Genomic DNA, 24,354 nt, shown 5'->3' with positions numbered 1-24,354 from the left:
TCTCGATGTGTTTTGATTGCTCATAAACATTTTTATTGCTTCTCCATCAATCCGAGGATCAATGGGGCAGTTTCGCTCGTTGTTCAGTTTTCAAAGAACAATTACTTTTTCAACAACGCCTATTATCTTATCATGTCAGCGTTTGTTATGTCAAGCTCTTTTTTTCTTTCCTGCAAAACTTATTGGTATGTAGGAAAGTGATCATCGCTTGTTTGTTTTGTTCGTTTCCGTCCATCTCTCTCGGCCGGAATTAGAATATACCATAGGCTTATATACCATTGCAAGCTTTTTCTCAAAAAACTTTTGTGATGCTTTGTTTTATGGTTATCTTCCTACTAATAAAAGACGAAGCAGATAAGTATACCACCCGCTCCGTCTTCTTTTATAAATGCTTAAGGGCTTCTCTTATACTCAATGGAGATAGTGTCGTACGCTCTACGAAACGGCGTACTGCGTCTCCGTCTGTCTTCCCATACTCACGAAGCGCCCATCCAATAGCTTTACGAATGAAAAATTCCTCTTCCTCTTTGCAAGCTCCAATAAAGCTAAATAAACGATCAACATTTGTTTGCTGTTTATAACGAAGCTGATACAAGAGGGCAGTCCGACGAAGCCACATTTCATTAGAATAAATCCATCGCTCTGTATAAGCAGGAATCAAATCAGGAAATCGTTTGAAGAAATCCCCTACATGATGAGCAGCCAAAATATCTACCGTATCCCACCAAGACTGCTCTACTATCCATCTTTCCAGTAAGTCGATATGCTTTGCATCAGCATACCGTCCATACTTGCCAAGCAGTTCGATTGCTACATAATGAAATTCGCGCTCAGGCAATGCCCATAAGTATTCTGCTGTTTCGAGCAGTTTGTCTTTAGGCAAACCATGCTCTTGTATGAAGGATCGTACATATTTGGTGCGATCGGGAGCTTTTATACCTAGAAAAACAAAGTTCCCGCGCATATAAGCTTCCATCGGAGCTGCCTTAGCTGGGTCCGCAAAGCCTCGCAAATGCTTTTCTAATTCTGCTGCCAACATGATATGCTCTCCTCTGTTTCTTTTACTGGTACTTATAATAGGTTCTTATAAAGAGGCTTCCTTTACAAGTCTCTTCACTAGCATATACGTATTCGCCGCACGTATATCCAGCTTCAATCCCTGATTCATAAATATAATCAGACCGGTTTTTTTCTCTGGGTTGGCAAGTGCAATTGTAAATGCTCCTGGATCACCGCCGGTATGACCGAATATCGAAGGGTTATCCAATCCCTTCATATAAAGGCCCTCCAATATCGAATAGCCCCACCCAAGTGACTGCTTCCCTACATTAGATTGAGGCTCCAGCATTTCTTCCAAGCTCTCCTTCGTTAAAATAGCTGTATAATCACCGCTCTCTCCAGACATTATGCTTATAAGAAACTTGGAATAATCAATTGTGCTTGTCTTCAGACCCCCGTCTGGATAAGTCGGAAAAGAGTAATTCACTAGAACTTCGGAGCCTTCATAAGGAATGGCTAGCTGATCAGATGGATTCAAATCCTTATGCAGCCATTTGGTTTGTTTCATTAAAAGGGGATTGAAAATATGCTGCTGTGTATACTCAGGAAAGCTGGACTTGGTAACCTGTTCTACTAAATAGCCCAATAGGCCATATCCTACATTACTATATAGAAACGCTTCACCCGGCTTTTTGCTCGAAAAGTTCTTCTCTTCATCATACCAGGTACCGCCTTTCACTAAAAAATTGAATACGAATTGCTCTAATGATATATCGGAGTCGCCACCGCCATCCTTAATATTGTACAACGACTCATACAACTCCCAATTATTATCTATGCCTGAAGTATGGTTGAGCAGCATCCGGAAGGTAATCGCTGTATCAGGAAACTTGGGATGGACAATCGGAACAGGTAAATAGTTGGTTATGGGATCATCCAGATCAATCAGGCCGTCTTCGTACATCTTCATAACAGCAGTAGCCGTAACGGTCTTGGATACCGAAGCAATCTGGAAGACGGTATCGCTAGTCACCTTCTTCTCAAGCTCCACATCTGCATAGCCATAATTAAGCAGGCGATCTACTTTATTATCTTTAATGATTGCGACTGAGATTCCCGCTGCACCCGACTTATCCATCTTCGCCTTGATGAATTGATCCAGATCCTTCGGATTAGAGAAGTCTACCTGAGTCCAAACGATTACCCCAAGTACAAGCACAACTACTCCAATAAGGCCCCCAACTATTTTGAAAATCCTTGCTGCTAAACTTTTTTGCGCTTTCATGGCTACATCACTCCCATATCGTATAAATGGCTTTCTTTATCAACTGGTTTAATTTTACCAATTTAACCCATGTCCTTCTCCCTTCTGAGGTCACAACAACAGCCTAGACTTATGTCTGGCATAATAAAAAAAGCTCTGTCCCAAAGCGTCGAAAGAGTCCCCCAACGAAAAAGAAGCTCCGAATCCATAAGTAAAATGGATTCGGAGCTTCTTTTTTCTTCTATTTCGATGGGGGGCTGTCTACTAACCAATGGCTTTGTGGGACATCTTTATTCTTTGTTACTGCATGCTCTGATTTAATTCGTTTAAAGTCTGAACCATATGATCAATTAGTTCCGGAATGTCTTCCATTTGTTCTTCATCAATTCGTCTATCGAAACGAAGCGCGATCGTATTGCGGAAGGTAGGCTCGGCTTCCCCGTGAATATAGCTGATCGTCTGTATCGGCTTCAGCTCCCATATCCGCTCTATTATATCTTCCGCAAGCTTACACTGAACCGCGATATCTTGCACACACATTCGAAACCGAAGCTCTAGCCTGCAACCGGGCTTTTCTCCCTGCCATTCTAACAGCTCCGCAGCCAATTCCTTCAAAGAGGCTTCCAGCCGCAGCTCGGCAGAAATTTCACTTTCGCCGGTGAGCTTGAACGTTATAGCGAATTCGCGGGACATCACAGCCATCTCTAAACGGTCCGACCGGTTGGTGACTAGGATCGTCCCATCCAGATTGTCCAGATCATAGACCTGATTCTCCACAGCGACCTTCAAGTTATCAAACACAGTAGGATCAAACATCGGCTCACCACTTCTCATTAGTTAGATTGATTGAATATAAACTGCTCAAGTGTGGTGATTGTCTCTTCACTCAGCTCTTGTGAATTATCCAGATACAGAATGGATTGTTCCGGCAGCTCCCATTGAAGCTCACGCTTCGCAAGTGAAGGACTGAATTCATTCCAATGGGCCAGCTTCCAGCTGTCCATTGCAAGACCCCGTGCTTTAATGCGGCTGTAGTGCTGCTCCTGATTCTCAAGATAGACGATCACAACCTTCACTTCTACCGTTTGTAGGGAAGCCCCTATCTTCGCCAATTCATTTCCGATCCAATGCCGATCCTCCGTCTCCTTAGAGAAAGGACCGATAACAATGGTATCCGTTCCGATATCCACATTCTCAAGAGCAGCATCCATCGTAATCCGATAACCTAGGTCACGGCATAACGACTTGTACATAATCGAATCGCGATCCTTCGGATCATGTCCAGCTATCGTCATTATGCTCTCCGCTGCTGGTCGAAGCAAAGTGTCCATATCAAGGAGCACCATTCCTCTACGCCTTGCCAGCGCTTTGGCTAACGTCGTCTTACCCGCTCCAGCTCCACCGACGAAAAACACTAATCTACGCATGTCACATTCAGCCTCCAAGCTTATCAAGCCGATGCTTCTTGCAGCAGCTTCCACACCGTTTTGTTGCTATACTGTCTCTCCGAGCTAATATCCTGGCCGAACCAATCCGGTGGCACGAATGCATTCGCTTCATCAATGGACTCAAATTCCACTTCAACAACCGCTAGCTTGATCTGGTCATAGCTGTCGATCTCGATAACGATATCGCCCCACTCTGCCGTTATGCGATTCTTCGTCAGGGCTACCGCTCCGAAAGCTTGAATGACCTGCTCATAAATAGCTTCTGAAATTGAATATTCAATTTCCTCTCGAATAAGGCCATTTCCTTTTTTAAAGGTATGTGTAAACTCCACCTCACCCGAGGCTAGATCCTTGATCCGGCGAACCCTTAGTTCTTGATCTGCATCCATAGCTAAATACGTCTGGTCAATACGATGTTCAGACTTCACATGAAGCTGCGCCTCACTTATAACGGCGTCCAAGGGACGAGCCAGTAAAAACTTCCGTTCGATTTCTAATGACATAGTTAATAACCTCCAACTGCTGATTGACCATAATTGTACAAAACTTGTTTCCTAGGAGCAAACTATTTTGCTGAGCTCCCAACAATTAAATTCCGTCATGAAATTGTCCTTTAATGAAGACTTTCCTATTAATAAAGATATGATATACTGCTACTGCAACCCATTAGTACATCGGAGGTAAAACCACTTGAAAATTTATGTCATTCTCTCGTTCAATGAGGACGGGATGGAAAATGTATATGTAGGGGAAGACGAAGAAAAAGCATTGTCATTAAAACCGGAGGACTTCGAGAACTGCGATGCTCTATTCGTTGAAATCTGGGAAGACGGCGAAAAAACCGATGATTACCGCTTGGAGCAAGAATAACTCTCGGCTTGCTTATTAGCCCGGAAGCCAGCGTATTAACTGGCTTCCGGGCTTTTATAAGCATATTAGATTACTCAGAAACTCATCAGAGAGCCGGATGGGTTCTGCAACCTTTTTAAGAACCGTATCGTCTAATCATAGACTTTCATCATGCATACATAAGATAGGGGCGAACAACTTGTCAAACAAAAATAAGTTACGTACGAAACTAGCCGTATTTATTCTCGCTGTATCCATCGTTGCTTCAGGCTGCAGCAATGGCGGAAAAGAAGCTGCGAACAATTCCAATACGGGCAATGAAATCGTAGCCGGCACCACAGAGCCCGGAAAAGATAACAACGCGAATAATTCAGTAGAAACAGAAGTGCCTGAAGAGAGCGAAGCGCCTGCAACAGAGCAGCCAGCTACGGCTACTCCAGAAGCATCGCCTTCTGCTACACCAGCACCATCGGAGCAGCCAACTGCTTCAGAGAAACCAATTGCTTCTGAAAAACCTTCAACCAAGCCATCTCCTAAGCCTTCCGTGAAACCGGAGGCAACGCCAAAGCCGAAGCCAGTAGCAACACCAAAGCCTACGCCGAAGCCGACACCTAAACCAACTGAGAAGCCTGCTCCAACACCAAAGCCTACAGTGAAGCCTTCCAAGCCTTCACCGAGCAGCATCAAAACAGCTGACATTTGGACCAAAATTACAGATGAAATGGAATTTCCAATGCTAATGACAGCCGAGAGTGATCGGGTCAAGGATAGCTATGGTCTTGATGTGAGTATGTTTAAGGACAGTATTTTCTTACAGCCGATGATGAATGTCAAAGCTACCGAGGTCGCTATTGTTCATCTGAAGTCGGATAAAGATTACGATAAGGCTGCGGAAGGGTTCAAAAAACGCGCTCTAGATATCCAAAAAACATTCGAGCATTATTTGCAGGATCAATACGAGGATGCCCAAAACTATCAAATCGTTCGTGAAGGCAACTATGTCCTGTTCTCTATCTCTAGCGAGAATGATAAAATAAAAAAGCTTTTCAAAGCTGCTGTTAAATAATTCATTCTATTAAGTAAAAAAGCCATGCGCTCTGAGCTTCTTCCGGTATGTTACCGGGGCAGCTCAAAGCGTATGGCTTCTTTTATCATTTCCAAAAGAGACTCTTAGTGAGTGAGGCTACTCTTTTTTTATAACATCCTATGCTCTAACTAAGCACTTGCTTAATTAGCAGCAGCCAAATCAACCACTACCAGCTCGGGCCGATTGAACAAGCGCTGTGGAATAATGCTATTGCCAAGACCTCTGCTAACAATCATCGTTGATTGCTCGTTAACGAATGAGCCTGCATCGTATTTCGGGAAGAAGCCTTGACCAGGAGCAATCAGCCCTCCTAAGAACGGCAATCGAAATTGCCCGCCATGGGCATGCCCTGAGAAGGTCAAATCGACTCCATGCCCACTATAAGATTCAAACAGCTCTGGTCGATGAGATAGTAGAACTGTATATTCATCCTGTTCAATAACAGGGAGAGCTGTTCGCAGCTGTTCCTCCATCTCGATGCCAAATGCCGGATCATCGACACCAGCAAGCCGGATTACACCTTGCTCAAGCTTGATTGTCTCACTGGTATTACGCATAACCTGCACACCCAGGTCGATCAGTTTTTTCTCTAAGGCCGGATATTTCCCCGAATTCCATTCATGGTTACCGTTGACGTAATAGACTGGGGCAAGCTTCACAATTTCTTTTATAAGCGTAAGGCTTATTTCTTCCTCATACTTCTTGGAATCAACCAAATCGCCGGTAACTACGATAAGATCAGGCTGAAGCTTATTAACCTTCTGAATCAGCTTACTCTGATCAGTGCCAAATTCTTTATTATGCAAATCAGAGAGCTGTACAATACGATAACGCTCGAGCCCTTCAGGCAGTTTGTCTGAGGCAAGCTTATACTGCGTAACAACAATCGCATTATTCTCAAAATAAAGGAATGCTAGAAGAACAAATAGCAGAATCGGAATAAACAGAAGCAAACGCCGCTTCGTTACTAATCGTTTCAATACCCGTATCTCCTCTCACAGCAGTTAAGTGAATGCTCGTTCATCAACCCTCGTATAGCATTTCTTACAGGCTGCGGTTGATGAATATGAATAGCAGGCCAGCTTACATCAACTACCTTGTGCCTCGTCTCATTCATAAAGGGGTTCAGCTCTAATGAATCACACGGCCATGCTTCATTTCCTTCACCTGAACGCAATACGAATACGGGCAAATCTGGACGCAGCGGCTGCGCTATGGCTCTTTCCTCTGAAGCTTGCAATTGGCTATGGGCAGACCGTAATCGCCTAGAACCAACCACTCGCTTTGCTCCTTCTATAATCCCCCTCAGGAACAGCAAGCCGCCAGGCTTGAACGATCCGGCATTTTTCGTACGCTCTTTCCTTCGTACCGGCGCTGCCTTTTCGTATAAAGTGCCTTCATCCGTGGAATCTATTACGACTAATCCGATTACCTCCTCGGAATACTCTGCTGCGAATAGCCTCATAACTCTCTCTCCGAAGCCATGGCTAACTAATAAATAGGGAGGCTGAGCCATTATTGTCTTCAATAATGCTCTTAAGTCATTCACATAGGCCGCACACGTCGGCTGATTAAGCAGCGAAGCCTCACAGCCTTGATCATAGGTGATGACAGTCGCTTCCTGTGAAAATTCTGGAGCAACGAGAGACCAATGAAGCTCACATTCTCTTGTTGCCGATTCGATTACGATTTCAGGCCTCTGCATATGCCACCTCCAATATATTATTTGATCCGTTGCTGCGACAAATTCCACGATTGCCAGCTATCATAGTACTTGGCTTTGCGCTGCAGGGTCTGGATAACCTCATCCAATCCCTCTATATCTGGATGCTTCGCTTGCAGCTTCAGCAAGGCAGGAGCTGCATCCGCAGACAGGTCGTTCAGATAATACACATCAATGACACCTGTGCGCTCGAAGCGATCACTATTATTAGAAGCAATTCGTGCGTCCAGATTAGCGTAATTCATCACAACATAAGCAATAATCGCGCTGCAAATATATACTTTGCTAAGTGAGAAGTTTTCCTTCCAGATTCGGAACAGAGCTACAGCTAGCAATACAGCCAGGAAAATCATAAAACCATGTACTAACAATCTAATCTGCGTGTAGCCATAAGCCTCTTCATATAAAGAAAGACGGCTGTACGCTGAAATTAACATCACAAGCGTACAACTAATTAATATAGTAAGCGAGAGCTTCCGCGTGAGCTCTGCCATTCTCCCCCCGGGACGAATCAAGTGGAGACCGCCTAACAATAGGCCCATATTAAGGAGTGCGACAGCTACCAATTCGGCGAAGCCTCTTCGTGCATATTCCGCATAAGCTGTTCCTTCTGGAAGCAGGCCATCTGCCGCACCGAATAAATAAGTGAATTGAATAGCTGCGAACAGCACATAGACCAGATTAATGCAGATGAAGAAGGTTGCTGCCGTAACAGGGTCCAGCCCTGGGCGCTCTCTCGGGACTGGAGGGTTGGCATTAATGATCTCTTGCAGCCCTCCCATTTTGTTAACCGATTCTTTGAGCGGGAATAATAATCCCCATATATAGCAGAACGAATACAGAGCCAGCCATCCCCCAACCAACACCCGGGCAAATCCATCTCCAATGTGAAAGTCAAACACTTGGGGCAATTCATTAAGCCATTTTAGAAAAATAAGATCGGCAGAAGAAAGCAACATGAGAATAACAATGAGCAGCGGTGCTGCCAGCAGCAAGCCAAAAGCTACTTTGCTAGCTTGGCTTCTCGTCGTATTCGTGCGGTCACCGGCTTTGAACATTCCACCCAGCGTACTGAAAGGAACGGCGATATGAGCAAGTGGCTTGACTAGCCATTGCAGCAGCATGTCGACATAAAAGGGAATACGATGCCAAGGCTGTGATCCGCTGCGGGTAAGCAGCATGGTCTGTGCTACGATAAGGATAAAAAGAGCAAGCACGTTCAGCACTCGGAAAATAGAATTAGCGAATATCGCATATGTAAGAGACAGCAAGAAGATCGGGATCAGCAGCAGCCATCCTGCTCTAAGCTGTCCCTGCCATTTCTCGAAGCCTCCGATTCTGCCTCTAACCGAATAAAAGAATAAGCCATAAAAACTAATGATGAATAACGGTACAGATATCCCCGCCTCAACTCCAACAAATAAATACTGACCGATTAAACCAAAAAGCAAGGCGAGCAACACCATTCTTTCGTACTTTTTTTGCCATGGCGCAGGATCTCTCATGCTTTTACACTTCCTTTTCTATACAAACTTATTTGTTAATTACCTCCTTTTATTGTAACCTGTAAAACAAGAAGAAAAAGTGTAAGATATATGATTTAAATTTCATGTTTTATGATAGGAGCAGCTATTGTGAAAATAAGGCGGCATTATTTGACGCTCAGGCGTTCATATCCCCACATTCAAGAGAATAGTCCCTTCGAAGCTACAACACAGGAATTGGCCGATATATTGGATTGTACACAGCGTAATATGGTGCTGCTCCTCAAGCGGATGCAGCAAGAGCAATGGCTGTCTTGGACGCCAAAGCGAGGTCGGGGCAATCGTTCCCTGCTGTCTTTCCTTGCAAGCAAAGAAACCGTAGCTCTTGAGGAAGCACAGGAGATGGTGCAGAAGCAGGACCTCTATTCCGCTCTAGAGCTGCTGGAGCAGGTGGACAAATCGCCTATGCTCCGCGACCAGTTCCAGGAATGGCTATCCGGTCAGTTCGGCTTTCATTCCAATGTCCAAGGCAAACGAAGAACGGATATTTTGCGATTCCCGCTGCCGCAGACGATCCATTCTCTGGACCCGGCGACCATTCATTATTTTGGCGAGTCTCATCTCGTTAATCAGCTTTTCGATGGTCTTGTTCGAATGGATGCCAAGGGCGAAGGGATTATCCCCCATCTTGCTCACGCTTGGGAGGTCGATGACTCTCGCATGGTATGGACGTTTTATTTGCGTAAAGGCGTTCTCTTCCATCACGGCGGCGAGCTGCGTTCGTCAGATGTGGTCTATTCGCTCGAACGCTTGAAAAAGCTTGCTCCCCAGGGGCTGTACAGCTGGGTCTATTCTGCAATTGTCGCAATGGAGACGCCCGATGATACGACAATCCGAATTCGGCTAGCGGAGAGAAACGAGACTTTCCTCTCCTTTCTAACAACGAATCGAGCTTCCATCGTACCGCAGGATGCCTGCGAGGCAGCAGGGCAAGAGTTCGCAATGAGGCCGATTGGAACTGGTCCCTTCCGCCTAAGCGGGAATGAACAAGGGGTATGGATATTAGAGGCATTCGCTCCTTACTTTCAAGGAAGGGCTTTCCTTGATCGGGTGGAGCTGTGGACGTTAACCGAGGGGCGGGAGAAATCCAGCTACGAGGAGCTGCGGCATTTTCAGGTGATGCATAACGTTCGGCTAACGGACCGAGGCTCTGAGCAATGGCAGCAGGTACGCCAATCCGGCATGACCTGTAAATTCATAACCATTAATGAACTGAAGAATGGTCCTTTAGTCCATGCAGAGGCAAGAGCAGCCATAGATATGGCCATTCATCGACATAGCCTGCTGGAGCTATTATCAGGGGATGTGATCGAAGGGATTAACAGCTTCTGGCCTATTGGGGAAGATCATGACAGCCAATATAAACAAGCTGCCCTGCCTGAGAAACATGCCGGGTCAGGAGCACTAGGCTTTCACGGTGCGCCTCTAGTGCTCGCTACAATTCCGCAGTATGAAGCGGATGCTAAGCTCATCGTACAGCTCTGCCAGCAATCAGGGATAACGGTACAGATTCACCTAATTCCTGCGGAGGAATTCAAAGGCACAGCTCGCATGTCTGCCGACCTGCTACTCTTCGCCGTCATGCTGGACGAGCATCGTGAGCTCCGTCTTGTCGATCTGTTCAAGAGTATGCAGCAGCATATGCTCCCAAGTATGCAAGCGATGCTGGAGAACGTGATCTCGCATATTCTAGCTGAGCCAGATACTGCGAAACGAGCCGCTCTATTTCAACAGCTAGAGAAGGATTTGAAAGAACGGCATAGCCTTCTCTTCCTCTATCGCAAGCATTTGAAAACAGCCTTCCATCCATCCGTTCGCGGAATATCGCTCGAATCGCTCGGCTGGGTTCGATTCCGAGATATCTGGTTTATCTAGATAACGGATTCAGCATACGTAGCAAATAAAGGAGTTCTAAAAATAAAGGCGAATATTACCGATGATAATCTGAGGGGTCAATTTCACTTATCTACAGAAGATTTTTTTATCACAGCTCAGAAGTACCAACACATTACAGATAAAGTGAGGAATCCACATCTATGAATTTTGTCCAAAAGCTTAACCCGAGAACAATCAAGCTCTCTTTCTTCGGTAAAAACCTGCTTCTCTCCAGTGTGAACATCGTCTTAATTGCTTTCATTCTGATCACATCCAGCTATTTCATTCAAGAAAATACGCTTGTTAAGACGCTCAACCAACAATCTATTTCTTTCTCCGCACTAGCTGCCGATCAATTTGAATTGACAGATATTAATGAGAGTATCGCAAAGCAAGAAGTGAATACGCCTCTTCAGAAAAAGCTAACGTTACAGCTCGATTATCTCAAGCAAGTGAATAAAAGCGTTTCACAAGGCTATATTTATACGGTTGATCTGCCAGACGGCAAAACATCAACCCTGCTAGCTGTTCCTCAGGATTATTTAGATGGAGGGTATAATCCTGGTTCGACCTATGAGCAATCCCCCACCATGCTCAAAGCATTAAAAACCATGCTGGAAACAAAGCAGGCTGCAACGACCGGCATTTACAGCAATTCATACGGGGATTGGCTAACCGTTATCCAACCTATTCTGGATGACAGCGGCAATATAATCGCTGCCTTTGCAATCGACCTTGATGCCCATATCGTATCCGAAGGAAAGCAAGAGCTGCTGCTGTGGACTTTGTCTGTCCTGGTTATTGCTCTAGTTATCGTTCTGCTCATTCAATTCTTCACGCTTCGCAAAGTGCTCGCGCCGATCAAAGAGCTCCATTATGCTTTCAGCAAGGTGACTGAGGGGCAGCTGGATGTCAGTCTCCCTACGAAACGAAGCGATGAATTAGGCCTGTTAAGCGCTCATTTCAATAAAATGGTGAAGAGCTTGCGCGAAATTATTAGCGGCGTGCAGGAGCATGCCCAGCTATCCGCTGCGCAGGCTAAAGAACTAGCAAACAATGTGGAGGAGAACACCAAGCATTCCAGCGGAATTTCGCTTCATATCGCTGAAGTAGCATCTGGTGCGAGAACACAAGAGCAAGTAGCCATTGAAAGCTCGCGAGCGATGGAAGAGGTCGCCCTTGGCATTCAGCGCGTGGCTGAATCCTCCTCCGTCATGGCCGATGCCTCGGAAGAGATGTCGCAAGGGGCCTACCACGGCAATGAATTCATCCAGAGGGTCATTGACCAAATGAAGCATATTGAGCAATCCGTCAACGAATCATCTGCATCCGTAACCTCTCTTAGTGATCGCTCGCAGGAGATTGCCCAGATTGTCGATGTTATTACAGGTATTGCCTCGCAGACCAATCTGCTTGCCTTGAATGCGGCCATCGAAGCTGCTAGAGCAGGCGAGCAAGGAAGGGGCTTCGCTGTAGTAGCTAGCGAAGTCAGGAAGCTGGCTGAGCAATCCGAGCTTGCAGCGGGCAAAATTGGTGCTCTGATACAAGAAATTCAACAAGAAATGGTGAAGACTGTTCAAGCGATGAGCAGTGGTACGAGGGATGTCGAGCAAGGGATGGTCATTGCTGAGGAGACCGGAGAAAAGTTCCAAGCCATATATGCTTCTACCAAACATGTGTCTGACCTGATTCAGGATGTCTCGGCTGTCACCCAGCAGATGTCAGCCGGATCGGAAGAGGTAGCTTCCTCCGTGCAAGAGCTATCTCAAATTGCGAAGAAGTCATCCGCCCTCTCCACTGAAGTAGCTTCCGCCTCAGGCGAACAGTTGACTTCGATTAAGGAAATAGGAGCAGCCTCTATTACTCTGAACGATATGGCTCGACAGTTACAAGAGCTGAGCAGCAGATTCAAATTATAAAGCTTTCTTCAACAGCGTTGGCGTTTCACTGCCAGCGCTTTTTTTACATTTTATTATTATAAAATCTAGTCGCTCTATCTAATTGGAAGAAAGCGATGAATAATTCAGAATTAAGAAGATTGAAGTTGATTTATTAGTATATATACGATTTGACCATTCTCTACCTTTCACTTTATAGTAACATTTGTAATATAGTCTATTAATTTTATTTTATTTACTAGATTTACAAATCGAGAGGAGAGAATTAATGGTTAAGAACAAGGTTTTACATTTCATGATGGCAGTTGTGCTGCTATTATCGGTGGCGTTCGTACAGGGTGGAGCAGCAGTCAACGCTAAGAGCAGCGAGCAGCCTCAGGTCCCAGAGTTGAAGTACCCAGAAGAGATTGTGGTGAAGTTCAAGCCCCATGTCGACATTCCTTATGCCGATCAAGTGGAGGATGAGCTAAAGGCAAAGCAAGACCTATCGCTAAGCCGTGCGTTCTCCGACGTTCCACAATTGCAGTTCAACCGCTTATTCCAAAGCCTTGATGAAAAATCAGCAGCAGGGCTCGCAAAAAACACTGATGCTTCTGTCTTTACCCAATACTACACAGTCTCTGTTCCAGAGGGTGCTGATATCAACCTGCTTCTTAAGCAGCTAAATAGCTCGGCACTTGTGGAAGAGGCCTATGTGAAGCCTCAGCCAGTAGCCCCTCCTTCCGTAACTCTTGCACCGAATTCCACACCCGTGCAGCCGAGTGACGATCCTAGATTCCCGCTTCAAGGCTATGCGTTCGATGCGCCGCAAGGCATTAACTCCCCTTATGCTTGGCAGTTCGAAGGCGGTGACGGAAAAGGCATCACATGGGTCGATGTCGAGCAAGGCTGGGCGTTCAATCATGAAGATCTGGTTGCCCATTCCATTGTAATGCTGCCCGGCAGCGTGAACATGACGTCTTTCGGACATGGCGCAGCCGTGTTCGGGCAAGTGTCGGCCGTAGACAATACGATCGGCAACCTTGGTCTAGCCAGCAAATCCAAGCCCTATGCCTCCTCTCAATATCGGACTAATAATACGTACAATACAGCAGAAGCTATTCTATCTGCGACAACGGTACTGACCGCAGGCGATGTTATCCTGCTTGAAGTACAGACAAGCTACCCTACAACTCCACCGCTCGGCTATATTCCGATCGAAGTCTATCCTGCAGAATTTGATGCGATTCAATATGCTGTAAGCCTCGGCATTACAGTAGTCGAAGCAGCAGGCAACGGCAGCGTGGACCTGGACACATTCAAGAACGTGAATGGCAAGTATGTCCTGAATCCGAATCATCCTGACTTCCGTGACTCAGGTGCCATTCTGGTTGGTGCTGCCTCCGCCAGCTATCCTCACTCCCGCATGTATTTCAGCACTTATGGCAACCGCATTGATGTCTACGGCTGGGGCTCTTGGGATGTAAGCACACTTGATGCAGTAGATGCCAACTCCACCACAGGCTATACGGATACCTTCGCAGGCACGTCATCAGCGTCGCCGATCATCACTGCGGCAGCGATTTCCTTGCAAGGGATAGCGAAAGCAAAGTTCGGCACCCCATACTCTCCTGCCGAGATTCGCAAGCTATTGAAATACGCAGCCTATAATACGCCTTCAAGTGCGCCTTCCAATGACAAGATTGGTCATATGCCTAACCTGAAGAACATTATCGACAACCTGCCAACACCAGGCAATGCGCCAAGTGATACTGTAGCGCCTCTGGCACCAACTAATTTGGTTGCTACAGCGGTTACTAAAGACTATGTGTCTCTCTCATGGAATGCTTCTACGGATGATATTGCACTGACCGGCTATGATATCTTTGTAGACGGAAGCCTTATACCAAGCGCTTGGACATCAGACACCAGCACAACCTTATATAATTTGAGCGCAGGCAATCGCTCCATTACGGTTAAAGCAAGAGATGCAGCCAATAATCTCTCCGCTGCAAGCAGTATCAATGTGAACGTACCCTCACCATCTATCTGCGTGGGGATTGAATGGAATGCGTCAGCTTCCTATTCAACAGGAAACAAAGCCTCCTATAATGGCAACGTCTATCAAGCCAAATGGTGGACACAGAATGATCGGCCAGACCTTAAGAGCGGACCTAATGATGTATGGGCGCTCATTGGTCCCTGCTAATTCGCTTTAGCAATAGGAATAAAAAAAAGCCTCTGAGATAATTAATCTCAGAGGCTTTTTTGCCTCCTTTGGTTGTCAGGAAATATATCCCTTAAAACTATTATATTTCATCCAAAACAAGAAAAATCATGATATAATGAGCGGAATGTGATTCTATAGTCCTAGTACTCAAGGGATATATTGTCGTAATAACTAGAAAAGAGGGGTTTTACTATTATGCAATGTAATAAATGTGGCACAGTGCTTCCTGAGAACAGCTCGTTTTGTATTAGCTGTGGCGCCAAAGTGACCGAGCTTCCAACTGTTAGCCAAAAACAACCGTCGAGCAAAACAAAATGGATTGTGATCGGGAGTGCTGCTGGCGGCCTGATTCTCATTATTGTCGCAGCCTTGCTGTTTATTCTCTTGAATAATAGCCCTGTAGATAAATTCAAAAAAGCCATTCATGAAAATAACTATGAGAATGCAATTACCCTCTACGAGAAGGAAATCGAAGGGGACATGAAGCAAGAGACTGAGGTTGAAGCCTTCCTTAAGAAGAATCTGGAGGCTACTGTACGAGAATTCGAGGAAGAAAGCATTAACTTCAAAGAAGCTGCCAAGCTTCTGGAAACGATAGAAAAAACCAAGCTTATTAAAAGCGACGTAAGCAAGGCAGAGCAGCAAATTACCGAGCTTCACGACTCTAGAACCGCATTCAAAACTGGGAAAGAGCTGTTGGAAGAAGACAAGATCAAGGATGCAATTGAGAAACTAGGCAAAGTGATCAAGGATGATCAAGCCAATTATGAGGAAGCGCAAGACTTAATTGAGGAAACCACTGCTGACTATAAAAAAGCAGTCTTAGCGGACGCAGACAAGCTCTCTTCCGAAGAAAGCTATGAAGAAGCCATTAAGTTGATTGATGATGCTTCTGCTCTGCTAGGCGAGGATTCCGACTTGGCTGCCAAGAAAACTGTCTATGTCAAGAAGCAAGAGGATAAGGCTGCTGCTGAGCTTCAAAAGAAAATCGACTCGCTAAAAACAAAAGAAGAAGTAGTCGTTGAATCAGCAGGCATTATTATTCAAGACGATACTTATAAATCTTTATATCCCGATATGATCCAGGTCGTCGTCAAAAATAAATCCAACAAGAAGGTCAAAAACATGACGATCGCCATGCTTGCCTTCGACAATAACGGTCTGCCTATTAAAATTCTGCCTCAATTCAGCTTCTCTGGCGGCGCTTATGAATATACGGGCACAGCTGACGATGCGAATATCATGCCTAATCAAACCTTCGGCAAGGATAAGGGCTGGAGCCTTGATGAAGCCCATGGGATTACGACCGTAATGGCTATTGTCCAAGAGGCTGAATATTACGACGGAACGAAATGGACGAATGAATATTATGAGTATTGGATCGAGCAATACAAAGAGAAGCCATTGAATAAAGTCGTATAACAAAAATCCCCCACCTGCTCGAAATCATTCAGCAGGTGGGGGATTTAATAGTTACACCATTATTTTGCACATATCATTCGTGAATTCTACTGGATCTTGAATAGGCAGACCCTCAATTAGAAGCGCTTGGTTATACAAGAGATTCGTATACAAGCCCAGCTTCTCTTTGTCTTGCTCATAAGAAGCTTTCAGCGATTGATACACCTCATGATTGACATTGATCTCCAGCACCTTGTCGGCTTTGACATCTTGGCTGTTCGGCATAGCCTTCAAGATTTTTTCCATCTCAATCGTCACTTCACCTTCGGTGGATAAGCAGACAGGATGGGATTTCAGCCTTTTCGACGCCTTCACCCTTGTCACTTTGCCAGCCAGCAGGCTGGTCATATGAGCGAACAGATCCTTGCTGTCATTCTCTTCTTCTGTAGAAGCATTCTCTTCTGCATCCGCTTCAATGCCCAGATCGCCGCTGGATACGGATTTGAATTCCTTCTCTTTGTAGGTCTGGATCATCTTAATCGCGAACTCATCAATATCGTCAGTGAAGTAAAGAATCTCATACCCTTTATCTGCCACCAGCTCTGTCTGAGGAAGCTTCTCGATCCGCGCAATCGACTCTCCGGAAGCATAATAGATATACTTCTGATCCTCTGGCATTCTCGATACGTATTCATCTAGAGTAACCAGCTTCTTGTCCTGGGAAGAATGGAATAGCAGCAAATCCTGCAGCAGCTCTTTGTTCATGCCATAATCGCTGTATACGCCATACTTCAGCTGTCTGCCGAAGGCGTTGTAGAATTGCTCATACTTCTCTCTTTCTTCCTTCAGTAAGCTTTGCAATTGGCCTTTGATTTTGTTCTTAATATTCTTAGCAATAAGCTGCAATTGGCGATCATGCTGAAGCAGTTCTCTAGAAATGTTCAGTGACAGATCCTCCGAATCGACCATCCCTTTGACAAAACCAAAGTAGTCGGGGAGCAGATCCGAGCATTTGTCCATAATCAGTACACCATTAGAATACAGCTCAAGACCCTTCTCGAACTCTTTGGTGTAATAATCAAATGGTGTGTTCTCTGGGATATACAGGATCGCATTATATACCACCGCGCCGTCAGCGCTGATGTGAATATGCTTAAGCGGCTTGTCGAAGCCATAACGCTTCTCGAAATAGAAGTTCTCGTAATCCTCTGCCGTCAGCTCGCTCTTGTTCTTGCGCCAGATCGGAACCATACTATTAACGGTCTGCTCTTCTAGATAATCCTCAAGCTCATCGTCGCTGCCCTCTTTGGGCTTCTGGCCCTTCACATCCATCTTGATTGGGTAGCGAATGAAGTCGGAGTATTTCTTGATAATCGCTTTAAGGCGATACTCATCCAAATACTCGTCATATTGCTCATCCTCGGTGCTCTCTTTAATTTTCAGTGTAATCTCCGTACCTACCGAATCCTTCTCGGTTGTCGTAATCGTATAGCCTTCAGCGCCAGTAGATTGCCACTTAAAAGCCTCTTCACTGCCCAGCGCTTTGCTGACAACCGTAACGACATCTGCCACCATGAACGCAGAATAGAAGCCTACCCCGAACTGGCCAATAATATTGTGGCCGTCCTTGGCTTCATTCTCCTTCTTGAAGGCTAAGGATCCGCTCTTCGCAATGACCCCCAGATTATTCTCCAGATCTTCTTTGGTCATGCCGATACCCGTATCTGCAATCGTTAACGTACGGTTATCCTTATCCGCCGTTACCTTAATATAATAATCCTCTTGGTTGAATACTAATTGGTCGTCGGTTAAGGCCTTGTAATATATTTTGTCGATAGCATCGCTGGCATTAGAGATGATCTCTCTGAGGAATATTTCCTTTTGCGTATAAATGGAGTTGATCATCATTTCCAATAATCGTTTGGACTCTGCTTTAAATTGTTTCTTTGCCATTGAATAGGTCTCCTTTCAATCTACACAACTGAACTGATAAGGTGAAACAGTCCTAATGATTATACCATTAGACAGGAGAATTAGCACTCAAATCATCAGAGTGCTAACGCTTCTTTTTATATAACATAAATTAATTTTGCATGTCAATATGTGTAAGTTATCTTTTCCCTTTTGTCTGGAATTAATGAAGCTGCATTTACAGGAGTAAATTAAGTACAGGGAAGGAGGGGCGTGCGAGGACTATTTGTACAATCTGTAATAAAAAAAATCAAGCCATCCCCTGTCTTAGGCGTTTGGCTTGTTTGATTCGGTTGTGCCCTTTGTTGCATCTGGTTTTTTGGTGCCTTTGCTTTTATATGGCTTTGGTGTATTTGCCGCTTTTTTGGCAGCAGCCTGCCAGCGGTTCCAGCCCTTCTTATCTGTCCCTCTGCCCGTTCCACCTTTTGCCTTAGCTTTACTCATATGCTCACTCCGTTTTGTTTGTAGGTTAGTTTTGCTTGTCTGATGAAATATACAACAAATAAGGCAGGCATTCAACTGCGGACTGAACTTAAATAACAGTTTCAATTATAAAACGCCTGTCTCCAGCCTTAGAATAGGCAGTCAACAGGCGTTCTTTCTATTATCTATTAGCTAAAGACTTTGGCAGTCTCCAAGCCGTAATTACGGCAAACAGAACAAATACAATATCCATGCCACCGAAAAACTCTCCGATATTCTCAATAAAGATCGACATCGTATCGCTTCCGAATATTCCGCCGATGCTTTCTTTCATAAAGTAGCCAAAGATGAAATACTTGCCAAGTAAGATCCCGATCAAGCTTAGTATAACAGCGATAACTTGATGGACCACTGTAATGGTTGGTCTTGAGAAAATCGTAACCGCAAAGCCAACGAGACCCCCGATTCCCCATGCAATCAAGCCAAGCTCATATTCGGTTAGTATAGCAATGAGCGCCCAAATCGCTCCTCCAATAATAGCAGCTAACAAAGCCGCTACTACGGATAATAATAATCCCCCACTCTTGTTCACGTTCAAAATCCCCCTAATAAATTATGACAGCATTGTGATTATATCATAATCATTCATAATGCGACATATTATTACTATATTAGACAAATTTATATTACGTTTTGTTATTATTTATATGAATTATTCAGGTTAATTTCCTATGCCTAAGCTTTATATCTCGCAGGCCCTTTGAATACTTCTCTGCTATGCCATCCTGTAAAGCTGTCTTTAGGCTGGTAGATGGGACTAATCGGAGCCCTAATCCTCTGTCCATGGAAGCGCATCAACCATTCTTCGAATCCTTTCGTACCATGCGCTTCTTCCGCAACAAGCAGCTCCCGTTCCTCCGTAATAGTGAAGACCCCTCGATCAAACAATTTATGATGGAGTGAGCATAAGGCAATGCCATTCTCTTCGATATCAGGACCTCCCACTTGGTGCCACTTGATATGTGCGGCATCAATACCTACAAGATGATTGCCTAACCGTACATTAAATCCACATACCGCACAGCTATATTCATAGGCCCTCAATATTTTGAGCCTGAAATCAGAATCACGACGAAGCTTCTTCCTCATTGCATATTCAAAGCCTATTTCTTCAAGGATATCCTGATGGATCGTTTCCGGAAAATGATCTTCGAGCAGCTGCCCCGCTATTTGTTGAATGAGTTCGCCATTACCTCTAAGCAGCGTAAGAACATCCTCAGGGAAGCCCCCTTCTATTTGATTCATTACTAGCTGCTTATCGGAAAAGCGATTAGGATCAACAGGAGCATTCAATTCCCAAACCCCATCCTTGACCAGCCTGACGAAGGGCTCCTCTGGATGAAAAGACTTTCTAGGCGGACCGAACTCCATCAGCATGTTTTTTAATTTTCCTCGTATACTGTCATATGGCAAAACAAGCTCTCCCTGCTGAAGCTGGGCGAGTGCAATCAGAATCAATAGCGGCTTATGGGGTGCTCGTTGTCCGTTCTTTTTCCAGATCGTCAAATTCTTCATCTTGCTCTTTAACTCATCTGCATCCATTCAAAGCTGCACTCCCTCATTCTAACTCATTCAACAATTCACGTGGTTAAATATGTAAATACATAGTACAATATACTCGAATCTCATACAACTACTAACTCATTTAGGAGGCATTATTTAATGGCCATTAAAATTAACAATGTATTAGATAATAGCAACGTCGTTGTGAAAGAACAGCTTGGTGTTTTTCGCGTAATAGAGTATCTACAGGACCTTAGCTGCACCAACTCATCAGATGCTCAAGAAAATTTCTATATGAATCAGAGCAATATGAGAAAAAGACAAATCATGGTCGAGCTCAATAATAATGAAATATCTATGAGCGCAGGAGCCATGCAGTATATGGCCGGCAATATCGAAATGACAAGCGGCATAAAAGGGGTTGGCGGACTGCTGCGGAATGTCGTATCCGGTGCAGTAACTGGCGAAAGTGCCGTTAAGCCTGTCTATAAAGGTACAGGGACGATCATGCTTGAGCCTACCTACAAGTATTTGTGGTTAATCGATGTCGATAATGACCACATCGTTATGCAGGACGGCATGTTCCTCGCATGTGAAAGCACGTTAGAGCTAAAGGTAACGGCCAGGAAAAAAGCTTCCGCTGCCGTATTAGGCGGAGAAGGCTTTTTCAATTTAAGCGCCAGGGGCAAAGGAGTGCTAGCTCTGGAATCACCGATTCCAACAGAAGAAGCCGTCATGGTCGAGTTGACTAATGATGTGCTTAAAGTAGACGGCAATTTCGCAATCATGTGGTCCAACTCCTTAGATTTCACCGTTGAGAAATCTGGCAAGTCGATCATGGGCTCACTTGCATCAGGTGAAGGACTAGTCAATGTATACCGAGGAACTGGTAATGTGTGGCTAGCCCCTCTAATCGACTACAAAGTACCAGCCCCAGGCGCTGTACGTACATCTTAATTTGCATAAAAACAGTAGAAAGGCTGCAGCCTTTCTACTGTTTTTGCACGTATACCCACAAGAGACGGATTCAGGCACAATTTACTTTTCTGCTTCATACTCCTCTTTTAAAATGCTATAAATCTCTAGGTCCACCACACCCTTGCCAGCCCACAGTGCTGCTTGCCTTAATGTCCCCTCCTGAATGAAGCCATTCTTCACCAGTACCCTCTTGGAAACTCCATTCAGCGGCATAACCTCTGCTTGTATTCGATTGACATTAGCATCGTTGTACATAAAAGACAGCAGCGTCTTCACGGCTTCCGTTGCCACTCCATGCCCCCAATACGATTCCGCCAAATAATACCCAATCGTCACCATATTCACCTTTTGATTGAAATCAAAAGCTTCAATAATCCCTGCCAATTGATCTGGTTCTCGCTGGGTGAATATCCCCCATTTGATTCGTGAACGCTTCATGAAATCTCTTTCGAAATGTCCGATCATGTTACTAACCGTATCCTTATTATGCTTAGGAATAATTCCGCAATATTCAAACACGTTATCATTATTATAAATCTCGAATAATGAATCGAGATGGCGTGGTTCTATCTTTTTCAGGATACACTCTTCTGATTGCAGCACTGGAAAACGATCAAATATGACCGCTATATTCATGCTGGCGGCATTGCTTGCCTTCTTTATGATCGGAAAATCGTGCAGGGCTGCTTCTCTCAAATTGGAGTTGCTCTGGATCAGTTCCCGAACCCTCTTCATCGTATCTGAGCCTTTAGGAACGAAGCCCATTCTATGGAGCAAAATCCATCTGATGCAGGCTATCGCTTCGAATAGCTCAAGCTCTTGCTCTGACATCGAGTTGACAGATAAATAGACGGACCGGAATATCGAGGCATACTGCTTGGGAATATAGATATTTTTTAATAGAAGAGACCATGAGAAATCATAGCGGGCATCTCCTAATTGAGCGTTCGTCCAGTCTATCACGGTATACCGTCCATCTGCCTCCACTATATTTCCTAGGTGAAAATCGCCATGTATAACTTGTTCCTGCTTCAACTGAGCAAGATCAACAAGAGGCTGGAGTAATGAATAGAGATCGGCATGTTCTTTGATCTGAGGATAGAAATAATCAATAAAATCATAATGCGGAAGCTGTACCTGTCCCAAGTCATCCACAGATGTCTGATGCAGGCTTACCAGCATGGTCGCAATGCTCGTTATTTCATTCTCACCCAGCTTGACGACGGGCGCCCCGTCGAAGCCAGTTAATAAGACATCATGCCCTTTCGAGTCTGTTCCCCAGCCGAGCGGCCTCGTAACTGGCAATCGTTGATCATAGAGAGCGTGCAATAAATGGTATTGGAACCCAACATCCGGCGCTGCGTTTCTATTCCATACCTTCATTACAAAGCTTGCTTGATCGGAGCTTAGCTTCACAACCTCAGCCTCAAAGCCCTGATCCATAACATCCGTCGTTAAAGCAACCTCTGCGTGCAAGAGCTCATCCAATCTTTCATTTCGTTCTATCCATTTCACATCCTGAATGTTTGCAGCATTCATCAAGTAAACCTTCCTTCCAGAAAATAGTCGAATCTATTCAATCCAATCATTTAATGTTATATCCATTATTATACACAATAAATAAATCTCCTCTATCAAATGATAGAGGAGATTTATAGATAATCATGAAGGGAGCCTATCTTCAAAACATGAATATTTGAAGAATGCCTAGAACAATCGATGCAGTAACGAGCAACTTAGCTGCAAAAGCCTTGTGCATAAGCTTCATGACAATACCGAGAATCGCAAGAAAGCCGAACAAAGCGGCAACAATCTGCGAAGCAATCCAATTGCTCGGCTGGGCCGTCACATTCATATAAGTAATAAGAAGAGCTAATACAAAGGTAACTGCAAACATTATATTATTGATTCGTGGATCTTTCACCAAGAATAACGATGCAATAGTAATGAAGCTAAATACCACTATAATAATCAGTAAGATCCCTAATACTGCCATATAGAATTCCTCCTTTATTTCCGCCAGCTCTATTACTCGAATGATATTATTTACCCAAAAAAGCACAGGTTCTCACCATAATGAGCAAGAAGATAGCAATATTATAGAAATTAGAGGAGGGAAACCGTTTCAGACAATGAGGTTATATTCTCAAGCATTTTATAGGTACATCAATATTATTGAGATTTCACCAAGTTTAAGACCTCTCTCATATATGGGGTTATCTCCCAACTATCTTCCAACTCTTCTTCTGCCCTTGACCAATAGAGGATTGTATTCATGTGAATCTTACTATCGCTCACGAGAGTACGCTTAATTTGTTCCCAAACCGTCAACTCCATTCCTTTTTCGCTTAATAAGTCGTTGAATGATGAAATGACAACGATCATCAATGCAAACTTCTCATCAGATTCTAAGTGTCCATTTTCGTAGAAGATAAGAAATTCATCAATTCTTGATGGGTTGGCTACTTCGTATTCCCAGTCTTGACTATATTTATCTGGTTCAGGTAAGTTGAGTTTCTCCGCGAGTGCGTACATTACTTCTCTTGTAACATATTTAGGGTAATTATTTTCCATGTTCCCTCCAATATAATTAACTTAATCTTTTGGTTTCGAAATAGGATAGCTACTAATATAAGGATAAGCAGTTCTTATAGAACCATCTTCTTTTATAACAACTCTAAATCTATTTATGAAATTCATCGCCTGTTTGTAGGGGAAACAATAATTCTTCTATGAGTTACTCTTATCTCCATTGCAAATAATAATACCATTCCTCATGCAAATTGTTATAACGAACTTGTCTAGGATGTACGAAATCATCAATATGCAGCACGATTGCTTTGAACCCTATGCTATTAAGGTCATTAACAAGCGATTCCACTAAAGTCGTTTTTCCTGCACTGCCAAGACTATCAATTCCAACTATAAAGCTGCGACGAATGCCGTTGGACGTTATTCGCTCCTGTATCTCAATAATAAGCAAAGTTATTAACCTCCTAAACGAGCTATAATGTAGCCTCTTGTTATTGCTATTATAGCTCTCCATACATATACGAATGAAAAGCTGCCAGTATGCCCATTGTTAATTACAAGGCTACTACCTATGAGATATAGGGTAGTAG

24 protein-coding genes and 1 pseudogene are annotated in these 24,354 nt (G+C 44.3%); 7 read left to right on the top strand and 18 right to left on the bottom strand.

The window, feature by feature from the left end; translation table 11 throughout:
* Positions 1 to 382: 382 nt before the first annotated feature.
* From AC50YO_RS19545 to AC50YO_RS19525, 5 genes are all read right to left on the bottom strand, one after another.
* The gene (locus AC50YO_RS19545) at positions 383 to 1,039 is read right to left on the bottom strand and encodes a DNA alkylation repair protein (RefSeq protein ID WP_494849849.1); all 657 of its coding nucleotides are present in this window, start codon (positions 1,037 to 1,039) and stop codon (positions 383 to 385) included.
* Between the two features lie 45 nt (positions 1,040 to 1,084).
* A complete protein-coding gene (locus AC50YO_RS19540; protein WP_494849848.1) occupies positions 1,085 to 2,284 on the bottom strand; it encodes a serine hydrolase domain-containing protein in 1,200 nt (399 codons plus the stop codon).
* Positions 2,285 to 2,563: 279 nt separating this feature from the next.
* A complete protein-coding gene (locus AC50YO_RS19535) occupies positions 2,564 to 3,079 on the bottom strand; it encodes a hypothetical protein (protein ID WP_494849855.1) in 516 nt (171 codons plus the stop codon).
* Between the two features lie 17 nt (positions 3,080 to 3,096).
* A complete protein-coding gene (locus tag AC50YO_RS19530; RefSeq protein ID WP_494849847.1) occupies positions 3,097 to 3,690 on the bottom strand; it encodes a P-loop nucleotide/nucleoside kinase family protein in 594 nt (197 codons plus the stop codon).
* A 23-nt stretch (positions 3,691 to 3,713) separates the two neighbouring features.
* Positions 3,714 to 4,214, bottom strand: coding sequence for a CYTH domain-containing protein (locus AC50YO_RS19525; protein WP_494849846.1), 501 nt, complete (start codon positions 4,212 to 4,214; stop codon positions 3,714 to 3,716).
* Between the two features lie 187 nt (positions 4,215 to 4,401).
* Here AC50YO_RS19525 and AC50YO_RS19520 point away from each other — a divergent pair, with 187 nt between their 5' ends.
* Positions 4,402 to 4,581 carry a hypothetical protein gene (locus AC50YO_RS19520; RefSeq protein ID WP_494849845.1) on the top strand — a complete coding sequence of 60 codons (180 nt, stop codon included), beginning with the start codon at positions 4,402 to 4,404 and terminating at the stop codon, positions 4,579 to 4,581.
* A gap of 135 nt (positions 4,582 to 4,716) precedes the next feature.
* Here AC50YO_RS19520 and AC50YO_RS19515 read toward each other — a convergent pair whose 3' ends face one another.
* On the bottom strand, positions 4,717 to 5,259 hold the full coding sequence (locus AC50YO_RS19515) for a hypothetical protein (protein WP_494849843.1): 543 nt from the start codon (positions 5,257 to 5,259) through the stop codon (positions 4,717 to 4,719).
* Between the two features lie 22 nt (positions 5,260 to 5,281).
* Between AC50YO_RS19515 and AC50YO_RS19510 the strand changes: the two genes are divergently transcribed.
* Positions 5,282 to 5,626 (top strand): DUF4358 domain-containing protein, encoded by a 345-nt coding sequence (locus tag AC50YO_RS19510; protein ID WP_494849841.1) that lies wholly within the window; start codon positions 5,282 to 5,284, stop codon positions 5,624 to 5,626.
* Between the two features lie 161 nt (positions 5,627 to 5,787).
* Here the strand turns inward: AC50YO_RS19510 and AC50YO_RS19505 are convergent, their stop codons facing one another.
* Genes AC50YO_RS19505 through AC50YO_RS19495 form a run of 3 tightly spaced genes read right to left on the bottom strand, consistent with a single transcriptional unit; the run spans position 5,788 to position 8,875 of the window.
* Positions 5,788 to 6,627: a metallophosphoesterase gene (locus tag AC50YO_RS19505; RefSeq protein ID WP_494849839.1), complete on the bottom strand. Its 840-nt coding sequence runs from the start codon at positions 6,625 to 6,627 to the stop codon at positions 5,788 to 5,790.
* A complete protein-coding gene (locus tag AC50YO_RS19500) occupies positions 6,624 to 7,352 on the bottom strand; it encodes an alpha/beta fold hydrolase (protein WP_494849837.1) in 729 nt (242 codons plus the stop codon). The genes AC50YO_RS19505 and AC50YO_RS19500 overlap by 4 nt, the downstream gene beginning before the upstream one ends.
* A gap of 17 nt (positions 7,353 to 7,369) precedes the next feature.
* A complete protein-coding gene (locus AC50YO_RS19495; protein WP_494849835.1) occupies positions 7,370 to 8,875 on the bottom strand; it encodes a DUF4153 domain-containing protein in 1,506 nt (501 codons plus the stop codon).
* A gap of 129 nt (positions 8,876 to 9,004) precedes the next feature.
* On the opposite strand from AC50YO_RS19495, the gene AC50YO_RS19490 reads away from it, so the two are divergent.
* The 4 genes from AC50YO_RS19490 to AC50YO_RS19475 all read left to right on the top strand — a co-directional run bounded on the left by AC50YO_RS19490 (position 9,005) and on the right by AC50YO_RS19475 (position 16,318).
* Positions 9,005 to 10,789 (top strand): ABC transporter substrate-binding protein, encoded by a 1,785-nt coding sequence (locus AC50YO_RS19490; RefSeq protein WP_494849833.1) that lies wholly within the window; start codon positions 9,005 to 9,007, stop codon positions 10,787 to 10,789.
* Positions 10,790 to 10,950: 161 nt separating this feature from the next.
* Entirely contained in the window at positions 10,951 to 12,708 is a 1,758-nt protein-coding gene (locus AC50YO_RS19485; protein ID WP_494849831.1) for a methyl-accepting chemotaxis protein, read from the top strand.
* 247 nt (positions 12,709 to 12,955) lie between these two features.
* A complete protein-coding gene (locus AC50YO_RS19480) occupies positions 12,956 to 14,875 on the top strand; it encodes a S8 family serine peptidase (protein WP_494849829.1) in 1,920 nt (639 codons plus the stop codon).
* Positions 14,876 to 15,091: 216 nt separating this feature from the next.
* The gene (locus tag AC50YO_RS19475; protein WP_494849827.1) at positions 15,092 to 16,318 is read left to right on the top strand and encodes a DUF5780 domain-containing protein; all 1,227 of its coding nucleotides are present in this window, start codon (positions 15,092 to 15,094) and stop codon (positions 16,316 to 16,318) included.
* Positions 16,319 to 16,369: 51 nt separating this feature from the next.
* Here AC50YO_RS19475 and htpG read toward each other — a convergent pair whose 3' ends face one another.
* The 4 genes from htpG to AC50YO_RS19455 form a co-directional block, all read right to left on the bottom strand.
* Entirely contained in the window at positions 16,370 to 18,250 is a 1,881-nt protein-coding gene (htpG, locus tag AC50YO_RS19470) for a molecular chaperone HtpG (RefSeq protein ID WP_494849825.1), read from the bottom strand.
* Between the two features lie 285 nt (positions 18,251 to 18,535).
* A complete protein-coding gene (locus AC50YO_RS19465; RefSeq protein ID WP_494849823.1) occupies positions 18,536 to 18,712 on the bottom strand; it encodes a DUF3934 domain-containing protein in 177 nt (58 codons plus the stop codon).
* Between the two features lie 160 nt (positions 18,713 to 18,872).
* Positions 18,873 to 19,283, bottom strand: a complete 411-nt coding sequence (locus AC50YO_RS19460; RefSeq protein WP_494849821.1) for a hypothetical protein — start codon at positions 19,281 to 19,283, stop codon at positions 18,873 to 18,875.
* A gap of 143 nt (positions 19,284 to 19,426) precedes the next feature.
* Positions 19,427 to 20,293, bottom strand: a complete 867-nt coding sequence (locus AC50YO_RS19455) for a phosphorothioated DNA-binding restriction endonuclease (protein WP_494849819.1) — start codon at positions 20,291 to 20,293, stop codon at positions 19,427 to 19,429.
* A gap of 120 nt (positions 20,294 to 20,413) precedes the next feature.
* Here AC50YO_RS19455 and AC50YO_RS19450 point away from each other — a divergent pair, with 120 nt between their 5' ends.
* On the top strand, positions 20,414 to 21,211 hold the full coding sequence (locus tag AC50YO_RS19450; RefSeq protein ID WP_494849817.1) for an AIM24 family protein: 798 nt from the start codon (positions 20,414 to 20,416) through the stop codon (positions 21,209 to 21,211).
* An 81-nt stretch (positions 21,212 to 21,292) separates the two neighbouring features.
* Here AC50YO_RS19450 and AC50YO_RS19445 read toward each other — a convergent pair whose 3' ends face one another.
* From AC50YO_RS19445 to AC50YO_RS19425, 5 genes and pseudogenes are all read right to left on the bottom strand, one after another.
* Entirely contained in the window at positions 21,293 to 21,868 is a 576-nt protein-coding gene (locus AC50YO_RS19445; protein WP_494849854.1) for a GNAT family N-acetyltransferase, read from the bottom strand.
* Between the two features lie 276 nt (positions 21,869 to 22,144).
* A pseudogene (locus AC50YO_RS19440) lies at positions 22,145 to 22,675 on the bottom strand (aminoglycoside phosphotransferase family protein); the annotation flags it as partial.
* A gap of 238 nt (positions 22,676 to 22,913) precedes the next feature.
* Complete coding sequence (locus AC50YO_RS19435) at positions 22,914 to 23,228, bottom strand: hypothetical protein (protein ID WP_494849814.1); 315 nt, start codon at positions 23,226 to 23,228, stop codon at positions 22,914 to 22,916.
* 176 nt (positions 23,229 to 23,404) lie between these two features.
* On the bottom strand, positions 23,405 to 23,806 hold the full coding sequence (locus AC50YO_RS19430; protein ID WP_494849809.1) for a hypothetical protein: 402 nt from the start codon (positions 23,804 to 23,806) through the stop codon (positions 23,405 to 23,407).
* Between the two features lie 169 nt (positions 23,807 to 23,975).
* The gene (locus AC50YO_RS19425) at positions 23,976 to 24,215 is read right to left on the bottom strand and encodes a nucleoside/nucleotide kinase family protein (RefSeq protein WP_494849807.1); all 240 of its coding nucleotides are present in this window, start codon (positions 24,213 to 24,215) and stop codon (positions 23,976 to 23,978) included.
* Positions 24,216 to 24,354 lie beyond the last annotated feature (139 nt).

Source organism: Paenibacillus sp. J22P59 (assembly GCF_059383895.1).
This window is presented reverse-complemented; position numbering and strand designations above follow the sequence as displayed.